The sequence below is a fragment of the Streptomyces sp. NPDC051136 genome (genome assembly GCF_044455745.1).
Taxonomy (GTDB): domain Bacteria; phylum Actinomycetota; class Actinomycetes; order Streptomycetales; family Streptomycetaceae; genus Streptomyces.
Genome location: NZ_JBITFE010000001.1, coordinates 731,399 through 747,980, shown reverse-complemented (window position 1 = coordinate 747,980; position 16,582 = coordinate 731,399). Strand labels below are relative to the sequence as shown.

The following is a 16,582-nucleotide window of genomic DNA, read 5'->3' as shown; positions in this document are numbered from 1 at the left end:
GCCGTCCCGTCCGGCCCGCTCACGCGCTCCTGAACTTCCCGCGCCACACCAGGACGGCGAAGAACGGCGCGCCGAGCAGCGAGACGACGACCCCCGCGTCCAGCTCCCCGGGCCTCACGACCAGGCGCCCCACGATGTCGCAGCCCAGCAGCACGACGGCGCCGAGCAGACCGGCGTACGGCACCAGCCAGCGGTAGTCCGGGCCGGTCAGGTACCGGGCGACGTGGGCCACCATGAGACCGAGGAAGGCGATGGGTCCGCAGGCCGCCGTCGCCGCCCCGGCCAGCAGGGTGATGGCGGCGATGCCGACGGTGCGGGTCAGCGCGACGTTCACCCCGAGCCCGCGGGCGACGTCGTCGCCCAGGTTGAGCAGGTTGACGGAGGGCAGCGTGGTCAGCGCCGCCAGCAGCCCGGCGGCGACGAACGCGGACACGGGCCAGATGACGTCGAAGCCGACGCCGGTCAGGGAGCCCGCGTTCCAGAACCGCAGCGCGTTCAGCGAGGCCTTGTCCGTCAGCGCGACCGCCGTGGTCATGGCCGCGAGGAACACCGTGACACCCTGCCCGGCCAGGGCCAGCGTCAGCGGGTTGCCCGCCCCGCGGCCGATGCTCGACAGCCCGAACACCACGGCCCCGGCGACCGCCGCGCCCAGGAAGCCGAACCAGACGTACTGGAACGGGCTGGTGAAACCGAAGGCGGCGATCCCCGACACCACGGCGAACGAGGCGCCGGAGTTCACCCCCAGCAGGCCCGTGTCGGCGATCGGGTTGCGCGTGTAGCCCTGGATCAGCGCGCCGCCGACGCCCAGGGCGGCGCCGGCCACGACCGCGAGCACGGTGCGGGGCACGCGCACGGTCTGCACGATGAGCCTGATCTCCGTGAGCCGCCGGTCGGACTCGGGCGCCGCGAAGAGCCCGTGCCAGACCTCGGCGGGAGTGAGCGCACGCGCACCGACGGCCAGCGAGGCCGCCGCCGCGACCAGCAGGAGCGCCGCGAGCACGCCCAGGCCGGCGAGACGGCGTTGCCGGGCCCGTGCCGGGCCGCCGGGCGCGGGCGCCGGACGCTCAACCGCAGTCGTGGTCATGGCGACGTACACTAACGCGCGCCGGTGCCGGTCCCGTCGGCGACCGTACGGGCCTCGTCGGACGCGGACTTGAGCCCCCGGTCGAGGAGCGAGTCGAGGATCTCGCCGACCCTGACGGCGGTGTTGGAGAGCAGCGACGACGTGATGCCGTGCGTGTGCTCCGTGCCGCCCTGCAAATAGATGCCGCAGCGCAGGGCGGGGTCCGTGGCGACGCGGTAGTCGCGCTCGACACGCACCCGGCCCTCGTGGTCGCGCAGGCAGCGGTCCGCGACCTCGCCGAGCAGACCGAGGGGGTCGGCCGGACCGTAGCCGGTGGCCAGGACCAGCACGTCCGCGTCCAGGAGGGTCTCCTCGCCGTCGACCAGGGAGGTCACGGTGGCGCGTACGTGGTCCGGTGCCTCTGTGACGTCGGTGAGCCGGGAGACGTTGAGGAAGCGCAGCCGCTCGGTGCCGAGGACCTTCTCCCGGTACATCTGCCGGTACAGGTCGTCGATCAGGTCGATGTCCACCACGGAGTAGTTGGTGTTGCCGTGGTAGTCCATCAGCCGGCGTTTCACGGTGCCCGGTGCGGTGAAGTAGTCGTCGACCGCCGCCGGGTCGAAGATGCGGTTGGCGAACGCGCTGTCGTCGGCCGGGCTGTAGCCGTAGCGGGAGAAGACCGCGCACACTTCCGCTCCGGGGAAGCGGCGGTGCAGGTAGGCGACGTTCTCGGCGGCGCTCTGCCCGGCGCCGACGACGACGAACCGGGAGGGCGAAGTGCCCTCCAACGCGTCGACTCTGGACAGCAGTTCGGAGTTGTGCCAGACCCGGTCGCCGCGTTCCACGCCCTCCGGCACGAGGGGGCGCAGCCCGGTGCCGATGACGAGGTTGCGCGCCCGGTGGACCCCGAGCCCCTCCCCCGAGCGGACCGTCACCTCCAGGTGGTCCACGGCTCCGTCCCGCACGACCGGTGCGACGCCGACGACCTCGTGCCCGTAGGAGACCGTGTCGTCGACCTTGGCCGCGGCCCACTCGAAGTAGTCGTGGAACTCGACCCGCAGCGGGAAGAGGTTCTTGTGGTTGATGAAGTCGATCAGCCGCCCCTTGCTCTGCAGGTAGCACAGGAAGCTGTACTCGCTGGCCGGGTTGCGCAACGTCACCAGGTCCTTGAGGAAGGACACCTGCATGGTGGCGTCGTCGATCAGCATGCCGCGGTGCCAGCCGAAGCGCGGTTGCTGCTCGAAGAAGTGCGCGTCGAGCGCCTGTTGCCCGCCGGCCCGTGCGTTGTGTTCGCGGATCGCGATCGCCATGGCGACATTGGACGGCCCGAAGCCGATTCCAATGAGGTCGTGGACCAGCGTTGCGTCACCAGGAAGAACCCGTGACATGTCACTCCCATCGAGCGCCGGAAACTTAGGTGAGCCTAAGCTAACGAGGGACGGCTGTCGATAGGCCGCGACAGCGACGGAATCGAGCCAACTGCGATGTCCCGCATGGATGTTGCGAACTAAGGTAAGCCTTGCTTAACTGCCCGGGCCATCCCCTGCTTCGAGGAGGAACCCCATGCGGGTCGTCATGTTCGGTTACCAGACCTGGGGGCACCGCACCCTGCGAGCCCTGCTGGACTCCGAGCACGACGTGGTCCTGGTGGTGACGCATCCCAGAAGCGAGCACGCCTACGAGAAGATCTGGAGCGACTCCGTCGCCGACCTCGCCGAGGAGCACGGTGTCCCGGTGCTGATCCGCAACCGCCCGGACGACGACGAGCTGTTCCAGCGTCTCGAGGACGCCGATCCGGACATCATCGTGGCCAACAACTGGCGGACCTGGATTCCCCCGCGCATCTTCGGCCTGCCCCGCCACGGCACGCTCAACGTGCACGACTCGCTGCTGCCGAAGTACGCCGGATTCTCCCCCCTGATCTGGGCACTGATCAACGGGGAGACCGAAGTGGGCGTCACCGCGCACATGATGAACGAGGAACTGGACGCCGGCGACATCGTCCGCCAGGAGGCCGTGCCGGTGGGTCCGACGGACACCGCCACCGACCTGTTCCACAAGACCGTCGACCTCATCGCCCCGGTCACCATCGGGGCCCTCGGACTCATCGCCTCCGGGCAGACCGAGTTCACCGAGCAGGACCGGTCCCGGGCGAGCTTCTTCCACAAGCGGTCCGCCGAGGACATCAGGGTCGACTGGAGCTGGCCCGCCGAGGACCTGGAGCGCCTGGTCAGGGCCCAGTCCGAGCCGTACCCCAGCGCCTTCACCTTCCACCGGGGCCGCCGGCTGGAGATCCTCGCCGCCGTGGTCTCCGAAGGCCGCTACGGCGGTACACCCGGCCGGATCTTCTACCGCGAGGGCGAGGGTGTGGTGATCGTCGCCGGCGCCGACGCGCGCCGGGGCCGCAACCACGGCCTCGCCGTCACGCGGGTGCGCACGGAGGACGGGCGGGAGTTGGCCGCGACGGAGTACTTCACCTCCATGGGCGGCTATCTGACCACCCGTCCCTGAACCTTCCCGGCCCGCGACCGCCCGCAACGGACGGGGCCCGGCCGTGCTGCCACGGCCGGGCCCCGCGCGGGACGGTGGTGCGCCGGCTCAGCCGCTCTTGCGCCGGAACGAGCGCTGACTGGCGGCCGGGCCGTGGGCGCCCCGGATCTTCGCCACGTCACCGTTCTCGGCGAGCGCCGCGGCCTCCGCCTGCTTGCCGCGCTTGCGCTCCAACGCCTGGCGGAACTTGTCCTTGAGGTCGTACCGACCGTCGGCGTCCGGTGTCAGGGCGGTGCTCTCGGCCTCCGCCGGTTCCGAACCTGCCTGCGATGAAGACTCTTCAGTCATGACGACCTCCTGGGCTCGGACGAACAGGAGCACAGCTTGTCACGACCGGCCGCCCGGAACCACCGAGAATGCGCCCGGTCCGGCCGGCAGGCTCACCGTGTACTGGCGCAGGTAGGTGTCCAGGTACGGCGAGCGGTCGCCGGCGGTGGCGACGTCGTCGGCCGGGTCGTCCAGGGCGAGCCCGAGTGCGGCCCCCCTCACCTCGATGGTCTCGCCGGAGGGCGTGTCGCGCCAGGAGCCGGTCTGGATGGAGCCGATCTCCACGGCCAGCGTGTGTCCGGCGGCGAGGGTCCAGTCGGTGGCCTTCAGGTCGACCCTCATCCGGCCGGACTTCACCAGGGAGACCTGTTCGTCGAACATGACGGCCGTGCCGTCCGGGGCGACGTCGTACAGCTTGAGCATGACGTTGCCCCTGCCGCGGGCGGTCAGGGACACCTGCGGGGTACCGGTGACGCGCGTGGCCTTCCGCAGGGGCTTGGACCATACGAAGAAGCTGGAGGCGACCTCACCCGCGCGCTGGCGCTTCGCCAGTTCCGCGGCCAGCCCGGCCGGGGCGGGCTGCTCGGTCGCGGGCGCGTTCTCCATGTCCCACCGGCCGGACGGCTGCGGCGGCGTCCTCGGCGCCGCGCCGCCGGACGCGGCCAGCCCGGCACGGGCGGACGCCCCGCCGTCGTCCACGTAGGAACCTCCGCCGAGCGGGAGGGTGACCGACCGCTCCGCGGCCGGCCAGGTGCGCTGGGCGCGCCAGGCGCCGGTGGAGTCCTCGACGGCGTAGGCCGGGTAGCGCACCTCCGGCCTGACGCCCTTCAGGTACTGGTCGTAGAAGGAAAGGGTCTCGTCGTACCAGCCCTCGCGGCCCATGGCCAGGCGCCCGTCCTCGACGCGGTCGCCGCCGCGCACGTGGTCCCACTGGCCGAGCCAGCCGCGCTCGGGGCCCCGGTGGTTGTCGAGGTACTCCTGCATCTCCTCCGGCTTGGTGTTGTTCTCGACGAAGCCCTGCGTGACGAAGAGCGGGGTGTCGCTCCCCCTGGCCATCCTCGCCAGGTCACGAGAGGTCCAGTGCTCGTCGCGCTGGTCGGATATGCGGTAACCGGCCGAGTTCTCGGTCAGGCACTGCGGGTGGCTCTCCTCGTACCGGGCGGCGGCCCGGTAGCGGGGATCGTCGTCCGCCATCGGGGGCATGGAGGCGATGGAGTTGTACGCGTCGGCGGTGCCGGTCACGTTCGGGCGGGGCACCCCGTTGGAGTAGATGTACTGGTACATGTCCCACACGGGTTCCTGGGCGACGACGGCCTTCAGGGCGTGCTGGTCCAGGTTGTTGCCGATGAGGCCGGTGACGGCGTCGTAGGACTTGCCGTACATGCCGACCGCTCCGGTGGACCACGGCTGCTTCGCCGCCCAGTCGATCGCGGCCCTGACGTCGGCCTGTTCACCGGGGCCGCCCCAGTCCAGGCAGCCGGTGGAGCCGCCGAAGCCGCGCAGGTCCACCATGACGAAGGCGTAGCCCCGGTCGAACAGGTCGGTGCCCTCGATGAAGTCCTGGAAGCGGGCGGACGGCCCGGTGTGGGTCCAGCCCTCGGGGCCGGTCTGGCCCGCGTGGGCGAAGTAGGGGCCGACCGACACGATGACCGGCACCTTCTCCTTGCGCTTCAGCCCCTCGGGGAGCAGGACGTCGGCGTGCAGCCGGGTGCCGGAGCGGTCGGAGGACGGGAAGTAGTGCTGGGTCCAGACCGAGCCCTCGGGGACCCGGTCGTTCTCCTCGTGCGTGACGGGCCCCGTTCCGGTGGCGGCCGGCTCCGGTTGCGCCTCGTGCGCCGCGACGGCGGGGCCGCCGAGGCCGGCGGTCAGGGCGAGGGCGGCGACGAGTGCCGATGCGGTCCTGACGACCGCGCGACGTGGTCTCACATGCTCCTCCTTGAACGGCGGGTGCAGGTGGTGCGGGTGGTGCAGGTCTAGCAGCGATGCCCCCGCACGTCGATGGGGCGTCCCCGCAACTACCGGCGGCACAAGGGGTATTGACGGACAGGACGGGGCGGACCGGCCCGCGCCCGTCCCGCCGGTCGCCGGCCGCCGGCTCCGCGCCTGAATCGCCCGCGCGCCGATCGCTGCCTAAGGTGGGGCACGCCGACAGGACCGGAGTCCTTCCCGACCGCAGGAGAGTGGGGCGCCATGGCGCGGGGTGTCGAGTCGATCCGGCGGACCGCCCTGGGCGTCCTCGGCGCCGTCCTGCTGCTGATCGGCGTCGCGCTGCTGGTGCTGCCCGGGCCCGGTCTGCTGCTCGTCTTCGCCGGAGTGGTGCTGCTGTCGCGCGCCGTTCCGGCACTGGACCGGTTCGTCGCCCCGGTCCGCGTCCGGGCCATGCGGGCGGCCGAGGAAAGCGTCTCCTCCCGGTGGCGGATCGCCGGCTCGGTGCTGGTGGGGCTCTTCCTCGTCGGCGCCGGGGTGACGTGGGGTGTCGTTCCCGAGGTGCCGTACTCCGGCTGGGCCACCGGGGCCAGTCTGATCATCTCCGGGTTCGTACTCTTCGCCCTGCTCGGGTGGAGCCGCCGTCGTGTTCTGGCGGCCCGGCGCGACGAGGTGCCTCAGGGGCGGGCGCGCTGAGCCTCCGCGGCGGGCGCGGCTGAGCCCGAGGGGCGGCGCACGCGGCCGGGCGCGGAGAGGCCCGCTGGTAAAATGGCCGCACGCTTTGAGGCGCCCGGGTCCGTACCGAGGGGTACGGACCCGGTCGCGTTCCGGGCGCCTGATCAGAAAGGTCCCCCATGAACGCGAAGCCGACCGCATCCTTCGACGGCCTCGGGCTGCCCCCCGTGCTGGTCGAGACCATGACCGGCCTGGGGGTGCGGGAGCCCTTCCCGATCCAGGCGGCGACGCTGCCCGAGGCGCTGGCCGGGCGCGACGTCCTCGGCCGGGCGCGGACCGGTTCCGGAAAGACGCTGGCCTTCGGGCTCCCGCTGCTGGTCAGGACGGCGGGCCGGCGCGCGGAGCCGAAGCGGCCGCTGGCCCTCGTCCTGGTCTCCACCCGGGAGCTGGCCCAGCAGGTGAGCGAGGCGCTGACGCCGTACGCGCGGGTGCTGGGCGTGCGCCTGACGACGGTGGTCGGCGGGCTGTCGATCAACCGGCAGACCCAGGCGCTGCGCGCGGGCGCCGACGTGGTCGTCGCGACGCCCGGACGTCTGGCCGACCTGGTGTCGCGCCGGGACTGCCGCCTCGACCACGTGCGGATCACCGTGCTGGACGAGGCGGACCAGATGTGCGACATGGGGTTCCTGCCCCAGGTCACCGGCATCCTGGACCAGGTCCCGTCCGACGGGCAGCGGCTGCTGTTCTCGGCCACCCTCGACCGCGACGTCGACCAGCTGGTGCGGGACCACCTGCACGACCCGGTCCTCGCCTCGGTCGACCCGGCGTCGGCCTCGGTGACCACGATGGAGCACCACGTGCTGACCATCCACCCGGCCGACAAGTACGCGACCGCGACGGAGATCGCCGCGCGGGACGGCCGGGTGCTGATGTTCCTGGACACCAAGGCGGGGGTCGACCGGTTCACCCGGCACCTGCGGGCCGCCGGGGTGCCCGCCGCCGCCCTGCACAGCGGAAAGTCGCAGCCGCAGCGCACCCACACCCTCGCCCGCTTCGTGGAGGGCGAGGTCACCGTGCTGGTGGCCACCAACGTCGCGGCGCGCGGCATCCACGTCGACGCGCTCGACCTCGTCGTCAACGTCGACCCGCCGGCCGACGCCAAGGACTACCTGCACCGCGGCGGGCGTACGGCGCGCGCCGGGCAGGCCGGGAGCGTGGTCACGCTCGTCACCCCCGACCAGCGGCGCGAGGTGAACCGGATGATGTCCGAGGCCGGAATCCGGCCGACGGTGACCCCGGTGCGCTCGGGCGAGCAGAAGCTGACGGCCCTCACCGGGGCGAAGCGCCCTCCCTCCGGCCCGGACAAGGAGGGCGGCAACGCGCCCTTCCGCGGCATGGGCACCCGCCCTGGCCGCGCCGCGAAGGGGTCGCGCAAGGCCACAGAGGCACGCAAGGCGGCGGAGGCGCGCGCGGCGGCCCGGGTGCGCAGGGGCCGCTGACCCCGAGGGGCCTCGCGGTACGCGCACCGGCGCCGGGAACTTTGAACACACCGATGACAAAGTATGGACATGTCAAGCGGAAGTCTCCTACCTTGGCGGCGGAACACCCGTCCCACCGCACAAGACCGGAGCGATATCCGGCACGGTCCGGTCCCCACCTTCCGGAGGACCAATGCGCTTACGGTTGTTGTCGCGTGCCCGAAGACACCTCATCCTCCTGCTGACGTCGGCCGTGTCGATCGGAGGTGCCTGGGCCGCTCCGGCGTCCTCGGCCGCCCCCGCCGACATCCCGCCGCAGGAACCCGGGGTCACGCTTCGCGTGTTCGACGTGCAGACGCCGCTCGACGAACTGTGCACGCTCAAGCCGGGACAGACCCCCAACCACGACAAGCTGATGCCGACCGTCGACTGGTCGGCCACCGCGGATTTCGGCGGCATCGCCGACAACTTCGTCTCCGAGGCGTCCGGCTACCTGGTCGCGCCACGTGACGGCACCTACGTCTTCAGACTGGTCAGCGACGACGGCTCCCGGCTGTCCCTGGACGACGCCACGGTGATCGACCACGACGGACTGCACGGCGCCGAGCCCAAGGACGGCACGGTCCACCTCACCGCGGGAGCGCACCCGCTGCGCATCGAGCACTTCGACCGCGGCGGCGGACAGCAGCTGCAGCTGTCCTGGATGCCGCCGGGCGCCGGCGAGTTCACCGTCGTACCCACCGAGGCGCTGAGCACCGACGCCGGGGTCGTCCGGGTCACGGCGCCGGGCCGCAAGGAGTGCGAGGCCGGGCGCGACACCCCCGGCGACGGACTGCCACTCACCTCCGTGCGCCCCGACCTCACCCTCACCGACCTGCGCCCCGAGGGTTTCGAGCCGCAGGTCACCGGCATGGACTGGCTGCCCGACGGACGCCTGGCGATCAGCACCTGGGGCGGCACCGACAACGTTGCCGGAGAGGTGTACCTCCTGGACAACGTCACCGGTGAGACCAGTCGCGACAAGGTGACCGTCGAGAAGGTGGCGAGCGGACTGCGCGAGCCCATGGGCATCAAGTACGTGGACGGGACGCTCTACGTCTCGCAGAAGCACGAGCTGACCCGGCTCGTCGACAGCGACGGCGACGACGTGGCCGACGAGTACCGCACCGTCGCCACCTGGCCCTATGGCGGCAACTTCCACGAGTTCGCGTTCGGCCTGCTCTACCGCGACGGCTACTTCTACGTGAACCTCTCCGTCGCCATCGACCTCGGCGGCGCGACCACCACCCCGCAGCCCGCACCCGGCCGCGGGACGACGTACCGGATCAGCAAGAAGACCGGCAAGACCACGCCGGTCGCGGGCGGGCTGCGCACGCCCAACGGCATCGGCTGGGGTCCCGGCGGCGACCTGTTCGCCACCGACAACCAGGGCGGCTGGCTGCCCGCCTCGAAGCTCGTCCAGATCAAGCAGGACCGCTTCTTCAACCACTACACCGAGCCCGCGGGCCCCTTCGAGGATTCCCCCGTCACCCAGCCGGTGCTGTGGCTGCCGCAGAACGAGATCGGCAACTCGCCCTCCACCCCGCTGTACCTGACCAAGGGCACGTTCGCGGGCCAGATGCTGATCGGGGACGTCACCTACGGCGGCCTGCAACGCGCCTACCTGGAGAAGGTGAAGGGCCAGTACCAGGGCGCCGTCTTCCGCTACACGCAGGGCCTGGAGGCGGGCGTCAACCGTGTCTCCATGGGCCCCGACGGCGCGATCTACACCGGCGGCCTGGGCGCCGACGGGAACTGGGGCCAGGAGGGCAAGCTCAAGTTCGGCCTGCAGAAGCTGACGCCGGGCGGCGGCAACACCTTCGACGTCCAGAAGATGCGGGCCGTGCCGGGCGGCTTCGACCTGACGTACACCCAGCCGCTCTCCCCGGAGACGGCCGCCGACCTCGCGGCCCGCTACGAGGCCGAGCAGTGGCGCTACACGCCGACCTCCGACTACGGCGGTCCGAAGATCGCCGAGAAGGAGCTGACCGTGCGGTCCGCGACCCTTTCCGACGACCGCCGCACCGTCCGGCTGCGGCTGGACGGCCTGGAACCGGACCGCGTCGTGCACGTGCGCTCGCCGCGCCCGTTCAGCTCGGCCTCCGGCGAGACGCTCTGGAGCACGGAGGCCTGGTACACGCTCAACGAGATGCCCGGAAAGCAGCCGCCCGCCGCCACGCTGTACGAGGCCGAGGAGGCGCGCCTGACCGGCAGGGCCGGCATCGACACCGACCACGCCGGCTACTCCGGCAGCGGGTTCGTCGACCGCTACGCCACCGAGGGCGAGGTCGCCACGACGTTCGACGTGACCGTCCCGAGGACCGGGACCTACGACGTGGGCCTGCGCTACTCCAACGGCCCCGACCCCTTCGCCGGCCCCAAGTCGCTCTCCCTGTACGCCGACGGGAGGAAGGTCCGCCGGACCGCACTCCCCTCCACCGGGGACTGGGACACCTGGTCCACCCGGACCGAGCCGCTGCGGCTGCGCGCCGGGCACCACACGCTCTCCTACCGCTACGACCCCGGCGACACCGGCCACGTCAACCTCGACCTGATCACCGTGCACCCGCGCGGCGCCCGGGTCGCCCTGTTCGACGGCACCGCCGCCTCGCAGGAGCAGTGGCAGCACACCGACGGGAGGAAGCCGGCCTGGCCGCTGGCCGAGGAAGGTTCGATGGAGGTGTGCTGCGGCGACATCCGCACCAAGGACGCCTACCAGGACTTCCGCCTGCACCTGGAGTACCGGGTGCCGCTGCTGCCGGACGACGTGACCGGACAGGACCGCGGCAACAGCGGCGTCTACCTCCAGGACCGCTACGAGCTTCAGATATTGGACTCCTACGGTGACACCTCCCCCGGCACCGACGAGGCCGGGGCGATCTACCTGAAGAAGGCGCCCGACGCCAACGCGGCGACGGCCCCGGAGACCTGGCAGACGTACGACGTCGTCTTCCGGGCCGCCCGCTTCGACGACAGCGGTGCCAAGACCGCCGACGCGCGGGTGACGGTGGTGTGGAACGGCCAGACGGTCCACGACGACGTCGCGCTCGACGGGCCCACCGCGGCGGGCCGGGCCGAGACGCCGGCGGCGGGGGCGATCCGGCTGCAGGACCACGGCAACAAGGTCCGGTTCCGCAACCTCCGGATCGAACCGCTGGGCTGACCCGAACGGTGCGGGGCGGTGCCCGACGGCCGCCCCGCACCCTCCGGTCACCGGACCGGTCGGGAGACCGGTGCGACGGGCACCTCTGGGTAGGCTGAACGGGAACCCCCTGCCCGTCGAACAAGGAGCGGAATTGAGCGAGCCGGCGTCCATCACCCTGCAGAAGGAGATCGCCCGGGAACTGGAGGTCGCCGAGACCTTCGACGCCGAACAGGAGATCGAGCGCCGGGTGGCCTTCCTCACCGAGCGGCTGACCTCCGCCGGTCTGCGCGCCCTCGTGCTCGGGATCAGCGGCGGTGTCGACTCGACCGTCGCGGGCCGGCTGTGCCAGCTCGCCGTGGAGCGGGCCCGGGCCGAGGGGCACGAGGCCCGCTTCTTCGCGATGCGGCTGCCGCACGGCGTCCAGGCCGACGAGCACGACGCCCAGCGCGCGCTCTCCTTCATCCAGCCCGACCAGGTGCTGACCGTGGACATCAAGCCCGCGAGCGACGCGGCGCTCGACGCCCTGCTCGCCGCCGACGTGGCCTTCCGCGACGCCCACCACCAGGACTTCGTGCACGGCAACATCAAGGCCCGTCAGCGCATGATCGCGCAGTACGCGGTGGCCGGGGCGCACGGCGGCCTGGTGGTCGGCACCGACCACGCGGCCGAGGCGGTCTCGGGCTTCTTCACCAAGTTCGGCGACGGCGCCGCCGACGTCGTACCGCTGACCGGTCTCACCAAGCGCCGGGTGCGTGCCGTCGGGGACGCGCTGGGCGCCCCGGCCGAGCTGGTCCGCAAGGTCCCGACGGCCGACCTGGAGACCCTCGACCCGGGCAAGGCCGACGAGGACGCCCTCGGAGTCACCTATGACGAGATCGACGACTTCCTGGAGGGAAAGCCGGTGAAGGAGCAGGCCTTCGAGACGATCGTCACCCGCTACCGGCAGACGGACCACAAGCGCCGGCTGCCGATCGCTCCCTGACCGGGCCGGTGGCGGCCGTCGGCCGCCACCGGTGACCACCGCGCCACGCATGCCCTTTATGTGCGGTTTGCCGGAAGCCGCCTTAATCTGGCCGAGGAGATGCCCGGACCAGGACGGACACCGGCCGGAGAGGCGGAGCGGACATGGCGGACTTCATCGGCGCGGTGGACCAGGGAACCACCAGCACCCGGTTCATGATCTTCGATCACGGGGGCAACGAGGTCGCGAAGCACCAGCTGGAGCACGAGCAGATCCTGCCCCGCTCCGGCTGGGTGGAGCACGACCCGGTCGAGATCTGGGAACGCACCAACTCGGTGATGCAGAACGCCCTGCGCAACGGCGGGCTGTCGGGGACCGACCTGGCGGCCATCGGCATCACCAACCAGCGTGAGACCACGGTGGTCTGGGACCCGCGCACCGGCCGTCCGTACTACAACGCCATCGTCTGGCAGGACACCCGCACCGACGTCATCGCGGCGAACCTGGAACGCTCCGGCCGGGGCGACGTCATCCGCCGCAAGGCCGGGCTGCCGCCCGCGACGTACTTCTCCGCCGGGAAGATCCAGTGGATCCTGGAGAACGTCGACGGCGTCCGCGAGGCGGCGGAGCAGGGACACGCGGTGTTCGGCAACACGGACTGCTGGGTCCTGTGGAACCTGACCGGCGGCCCCGAGGGCGGCATCCACGCCACCGACGTGACCAACGCCAGCCGCACCATGCTGATGGACCTGGAGACGCTCGACTGGGACGACGAGCTGCTGGGCTTCTTCGGCATCCCCCGCAGCATGCTGCCCACCATCAACCCCTCCTCGCACCCGGAGGCGTACGGCACGACCCGCACCTCACGGCCGCTGCGCGCCGCCGTCCCCATCACCGGAGTCCTGGGCGACCAGCACGCGGCGACCGTCGGCCAGGTCTGCTTCGCGCCCGGCGAGGCGAAGAACACCTACGGCACCGGCAACTTCCTGGTCCTCAACACGGGCACCGAACTGGTCCGCTCCCAGCACGGGCTGCTGACCACCGTGGCCTACCAGTTCGGCGACAACCCGCCGGTCTACGCCCTTGAGGGCTCCATCGCGGTGACGGGGTCCGCCGTGCAGTGGCTGCGCGACCAGATGAAGGTCATCAAGACCGCGGCCGAGAGCGAGGAGCTGGCCCGCACCGTCGACGACAACGGGGGCATGTACTTCGTCCCCGCGTTCTCCGGCCTGTTCGCCCCGTACTGGCGCTCCGACGCCCGGGGCGCGATCGTCGGCATGGCCCGGTACAACAACAACGCGCACTTGGCACGGGCGACGCTGGAGGCCATCTGCTACCAGAGCCGCGACGTGGTCGAGGCCATGGAGCAGGACTCCTCGGTCCACCTGGACGTGCTGAGGGTCGACGGGGGTGTGACCGCCAACGACCTGTGCATGCAGATCCAGGCGGACGTCCTCGGCGTCCCCGTCAGCCGTCCCGTCGTCGCGGAGACCACCGCTCTCGGCGCGGCCTACGCGGCGGGACTGGCCACGGGCTTCTGGCGGGACACCGACGAACTGCGCACGCACTGGAGCGAGTCCAGGCGCTGGGAGCCCCAGTGGTCCGAGGACCGGCGTGCGCAGGGTTACGCGGGCTGGAAGATGGCGGTGGAGCGCACGCTGGACTGGGCCAAGGTCCCGGAGAGCTGACCTCGGGCCGCTCATCGTCCGACGGCCCCGGCAGCCCTGTCCGCCGACCCCGCATCCCACTTTCTGGACTTGCTAGTCCATTTTCCTCGCCGCACAGTGGCATCCGGCCCCGGCGCCTGCGGGTGGGGGCCGCGAAGCGAACGGGCGAGACGTGGAACGAGGAGTGGGACATGTCCATGCGACTTGCGGACAGGACAGCGCTGGTCACCGGGGCGACCAGCAACATCGGACGGGCCGTCGCGGAGGCCTTCGCCGCCGAGGGGGCGCATGTGGCCGTCTCGGGGCGCAGCGCCGAACGGGGCAGGGAGGTCGTCGACGGCATCCGCGCCGCCGGCGGCCGGGCGGACTTCGTCCCCGCCGACCTGGACGGCAGTGAGGCCGCCTCGCTGGCCCTGGCCCGGGAGGCGACCCGGGTGCTCGGCGGACGCGTGGACGTACTGGTCAACAACGCCGGGATCTACCCGCCCGGCACCACGACCGACACCGACGAGGCGACCTTCGACCGGGTCTACGCCGTGAACGTCAAGGCTCCGTTCTTCCTCACCGCCGCTCTCGCTCCCGCCATGGCGGAGGCCGGCGGCGGGGCGATCATCAACCTGGGCTCCTGGATCGCGCGTCTGGGCATCCCGGTCGGCGCCCTCTACAGCTCCACCAAGGGCGCCATGGAAACCCTGACCCGGGCGTGGGCGGCGGAGTTCGGAGCCCGTGGTGTCAGGGTGAACGCCATCTCACCGGGTGTGGTGCGGACTTCCCCGCCCGGCTCGGTTCATCCCGCCGAGGTCATGATGAAGGGCACACCGGCAGGTCGCATGGGCACCCCGGAGGCGATCGCCGGCGCGGCCGTGTACCTGGCGGCCGACGAGTCCTCGTTCGTGCACGGCACCGTGCTCGACGTCGACGGCGGCCGCACCACGACCGCCGTCATCGCCGCCTGACACGAGGCACCGGCCGGCCCGGGCGAGGACGGACGCCCGGACCGGCCGGTGCCGGGTCTCACCGCCCGGCCGCGGCCGCGTGCCGGAGGTCCGCGATGCCCTGGTCCAGAGCGGCCCGCAGGTGCGTGGACCTCCCGGTGGACAGCAGGATGGACACCCCGCCCTGAATGGCCGTCAGCAACGCCGCCGCCCTGGTCTCCACATCGAGACCGTCGGGCAGCCTGCCCGATGCCTGAAGCGACCTGATGCCGGCCTCCAGGCTCACCTGCCACTGGCGCAGCAGTTCGACCACGATCGCGCGGGTACCCGGAGTGGAGCGTCCGATCTGCAGGAACAGCGACCCGAGCGGGCACTGGTCGCCCTGTGCCTCGTAGCGCTCGACCACGACGTCTCGCCACTGCTGCCAGGCCTCCCACGAGTCGAGGCGGCCGAGTTCGGGCTGCTGGTCCGCCAGCACCTGGTCCGCCTCGAACCGGGCCACCTCGACGAGCAGTTCGTCCTTGCCCGCGGGGAAGTAGTGGAACAGCTGGCTCTTGCTGGTGGCGGTCCGCGCCATGACGTCGTCCAGGGTCGTCGACGCGACACCCCTCTCCCGCAGCACCGCCGCGGCACCTTCGACGATGCGCCGCCGCGTCGCCTTCCCCTTGGCCGTCAACTCACCGCGCACGCCGCACACCCCGCGAAATTCTGGACTGGTCGGTCCATGATACCGGCGCCCCCGTAGGGTGATCGCATGTCTGCCGGATTGAACACCACCAGGACCAGGGCCGCGCTGCGCTCCAGTGCGCGCCTCTCGGGCGAGTTGCTGCTGATATTTGTCATGCTCGCGGTGACCTTGTGGGTCCTGGGCCGTATGTGGTCGGTGGTGTGGCCGCTGATCGTCGGTCTGCTCCTGACCACGCTGACGTGGCCGTCGGCCCGCTTCCTGCGCCGGCACGGGTGGCGTCCGGCCCTGGCCGCCACCGTGGTGACCGTGGCGTTCCTGCTGGTCGTCCTCGGCATCGTGGCCCTGATCGCGGTGCCGATGTCCTCCCAGACGGACGAGCTGACCGACGGGGTGGCCGAGGGCATCGAGCATCTGCGCGAATGGGCCGCCGGGCCGCCGCTGAACATCGGGGACGACCAGATCACCGGCGCCGTCGACTCGACGGTCGCCCGCGTCCAGGACAGCATGGGCAGCATCACCACCGCGGTGGCGACGGGGGTGGGCACGGTGGTCAACGGCCTGGTCACCGCGGTCCTCGGCGTCTTCCTGATGTTCTTCTTCCTCAAGGACGGACCGCGGTTCCTGCCCTGGCTCGCCCGCCAGCTGCCGGGCCGCCTGGCCACGGACGTGCCCGTCGTCGCCCTGCGGGGCTGGGAGACCCTGGGCGCCTTCGTCCGGTCACAGGCGCTGGTGGGACTGCTCGACGCCGTGTTCATCGGACTCGGCCTGTGGATCCTCGGTGTGCCGCTGGTGCTTCCCCTGGCGGTCCTGACCTTCGTGTCCGCGTTCGTGCCCATCGTCGGAGCCCTGTTCGCGGGTTTCGTGGCGGTGCTGATCGCCCTGGTGTCCAACGGTCTGACGGACGCGCTCATCGTGCTCGCGATCATCGTCGTGGTGCAGCAGTTGGAGGGCAACGTCTTCCAGCCCATCATCCAGAGCCGCGGCCTCGGTCTGCACGCGGCGGTGGTCCTGCTGGCGGTGACACTGGGCGGCAGCCTGGCCGGGATCGTGGGCAGTCTGCTCGCCGTGCCCCTCGCCGCCCTGATCGGGGTGGTGTGGAACTACGTGCGCGAGCAGCTGACCGCCCCGCCCGAGGCGACCGTACCCGCCGAGCGCTGAGCCGGCGGCCGGGTCCGGCTCGGCCAATCC

Annotated in this window: 13 protein-coding genes; 8 read left to right on the top strand and 5 right to left on the bottom strand. The window is 71.6% G+C overall.

The window, feature by feature from the left end; translation table 11 throughout:
• Nucleotides 1-19: 19 nt before the first annotated feature.
• Both ACIBCJ_RS03275 and ACIBCJ_RS03270 read right to left on the bottom strand, forming a co-directional pair.
• Nucleotides 20-1,084: an iron ABC transporter permease gene (locus ACIBCJ_RS03275; protein WP_365978646.1), complete on the bottom strand. Its 1,065-nt coding sequence runs from the start codon at nt 1,082-1,084 to the stop codon at nt 20-22.
• Nucleotides 1,085-1,095: 11 nt separating this feature from the next.
• Complete coding sequence (locus tag ACIBCJ_RS03270; protein WP_365978647.1) at nt 1,096-2,451, bottom strand: lysine N(6)-hydroxylase/L-ornithine N(5)-oxygenase family protein; 1,356 nt, start codon at nt 2,449-2,451, stop codon at nt 1,096-1,098.
• Between the two features lie 175 nt (nt 2,452-2,626).
• Between ACIBCJ_RS03270 and ACIBCJ_RS03265 the strand changes: the two genes are divergently transcribed.
• Complete coding sequence (locus tag ACIBCJ_RS03265) at nt 2,627-3,574, top strand: methionyl-tRNA formyltransferase (protein WP_365978648.1); 948 nt, start codon at nt 2,627-2,629, stop codon at nt 3,572-3,574.
• 87 nt (nt 3,575-3,661) lie between these two features.
• Here ACIBCJ_RS03265 and ACIBCJ_RS03260 read toward each other — a convergent pair whose 3' ends face one another.
• Together ACIBCJ_RS03260 and ACIBCJ_RS03255 are read right to left on the bottom strand one after the other, a co-directional pair.
• Nucleotides 3,662-3,901, bottom strand: a complete 240-nt coding sequence (locus tag ACIBCJ_RS03260; protein ID WP_133884722.1) for a DUF5302 domain-containing protein — start codon at nt 3,899-3,901, stop codon at nt 3,662-3,664.
• A 39-nt stretch (nt 3,902-3,940) separates the two neighbouring features.
• The gene (locus tag ACIBCJ_RS03255) at nt 3,941-5,806 is read right to left on the bottom strand and encodes a CocE/NonD family hydrolase (RefSeq protein WP_365978649.1); all 1,866 of its coding nucleotides are present in this window, start codon (nt 5,804-5,806) and stop codon (nt 3,941-3,943) included.
• Nucleotides 5,807-6,070: 264 nt separating this feature from the next.
• Between ACIBCJ_RS03255 and ACIBCJ_RS03250 the strand changes: the two genes are divergently transcribed.
• The 6 genes from ACIBCJ_RS03250 (at nt 6,071) to ACIBCJ_RS03225 (ending at nt 14,727) form a co-directional block, all read left to right on the top strand.
• Nucleotides 6,071-6,502 carry a PGPGW domain-containing protein gene (locus tag ACIBCJ_RS03250; protein WP_362098097.1) on the top strand — a complete coding sequence of 144 codons (432 nt, stop codon included), beginning with the start codon at nt 6,071-6,073 and terminating at the stop codon, nt 6,500-6,502.
• 158 nt (nt 6,503-6,660) lie between these two features.
• Nucleotides 6,661-7,980: a DEAD/DEAH box helicase gene (locus ACIBCJ_RS03245; protein ID WP_365978650.1), complete on the top strand. Its 1,320-nt coding sequence runs from the start codon at nt 6,661-6,663 to the stop codon at nt 7,978-7,980.
• A gap of 172 nt (nt 7,981-8,152) precedes the next feature.
• The gene (locus ACIBCJ_RS03240; protein ID WP_365978651.1) at nt 8,153-11,161 is read left to right on the top strand and encodes a family 16 glycoside hydrolase; all 3,009 of its coding nucleotides are present in this window, start codon (nt 8,153-8,155) and stop codon (nt 11,159-11,161) included.
• Nucleotides 11,162-11,294: 133 nt separating this feature from the next.
• The gene (gene nadE, locus ACIBCJ_RS03235) at nt 11,295-12,125 is read left to right on the top strand and encodes an ammonia-dependent NAD(+) synthetase (protein ID WP_362098088.1); all 831 of its coding nucleotides are present in this window, start codon (nt 11,295-11,297) and stop codon (nt 12,123-12,125) included.
• Nucleotides 12,126-12,268: 143 nt separating this feature from the next.
• A complete protein-coding gene (glpK, locus tag ACIBCJ_RS03230) occupies nt 12,269-13,792 on the top strand; it encodes a glycerol kinase GlpK (RefSeq protein WP_362098085.1) in 1,524 nt (507 codons plus the stop codon).
• Nucleotides 13,793-13,962: 170 nt separating this feature from the next.
• Complete coding sequence (locus ACIBCJ_RS03225) at nt 13,963-14,727, top strand: glucose 1-dehydrogenase (RefSeq protein WP_365978652.1); 765 nt, start codon at nt 13,963-13,965, stop codon at nt 14,725-14,727.
• 58 nt (nt 14,728-14,785) lie between these two features.
• Here ACIBCJ_RS03225 and ACIBCJ_RS03220 read toward each other — a convergent pair whose 3' ends face one another.
• Entirely contained in the window at nt 14,786-15,394 is a 609-nt protein-coding gene (locus tag ACIBCJ_RS03220) for a TetR/AcrR family transcriptional regulator (RefSeq protein ID WP_362098079.1), read from the bottom strand.
• 66 nt (nt 15,395-15,460) lie between these two features.
• On the opposite strand from ACIBCJ_RS03220, the gene ACIBCJ_RS03215 reads away from it, so the two are divergent.
• A complete protein-coding gene (locus tag ACIBCJ_RS03215; RefSeq protein WP_365978653.1) occupies nt 15,461-16,552 on the top strand; it encodes an AI-2E family transporter in 1,092 nt (363 codons plus the stop codon).
• The last annotated feature ends 30 nt before the right edge of the window (nt 16,553-16,582 follow it).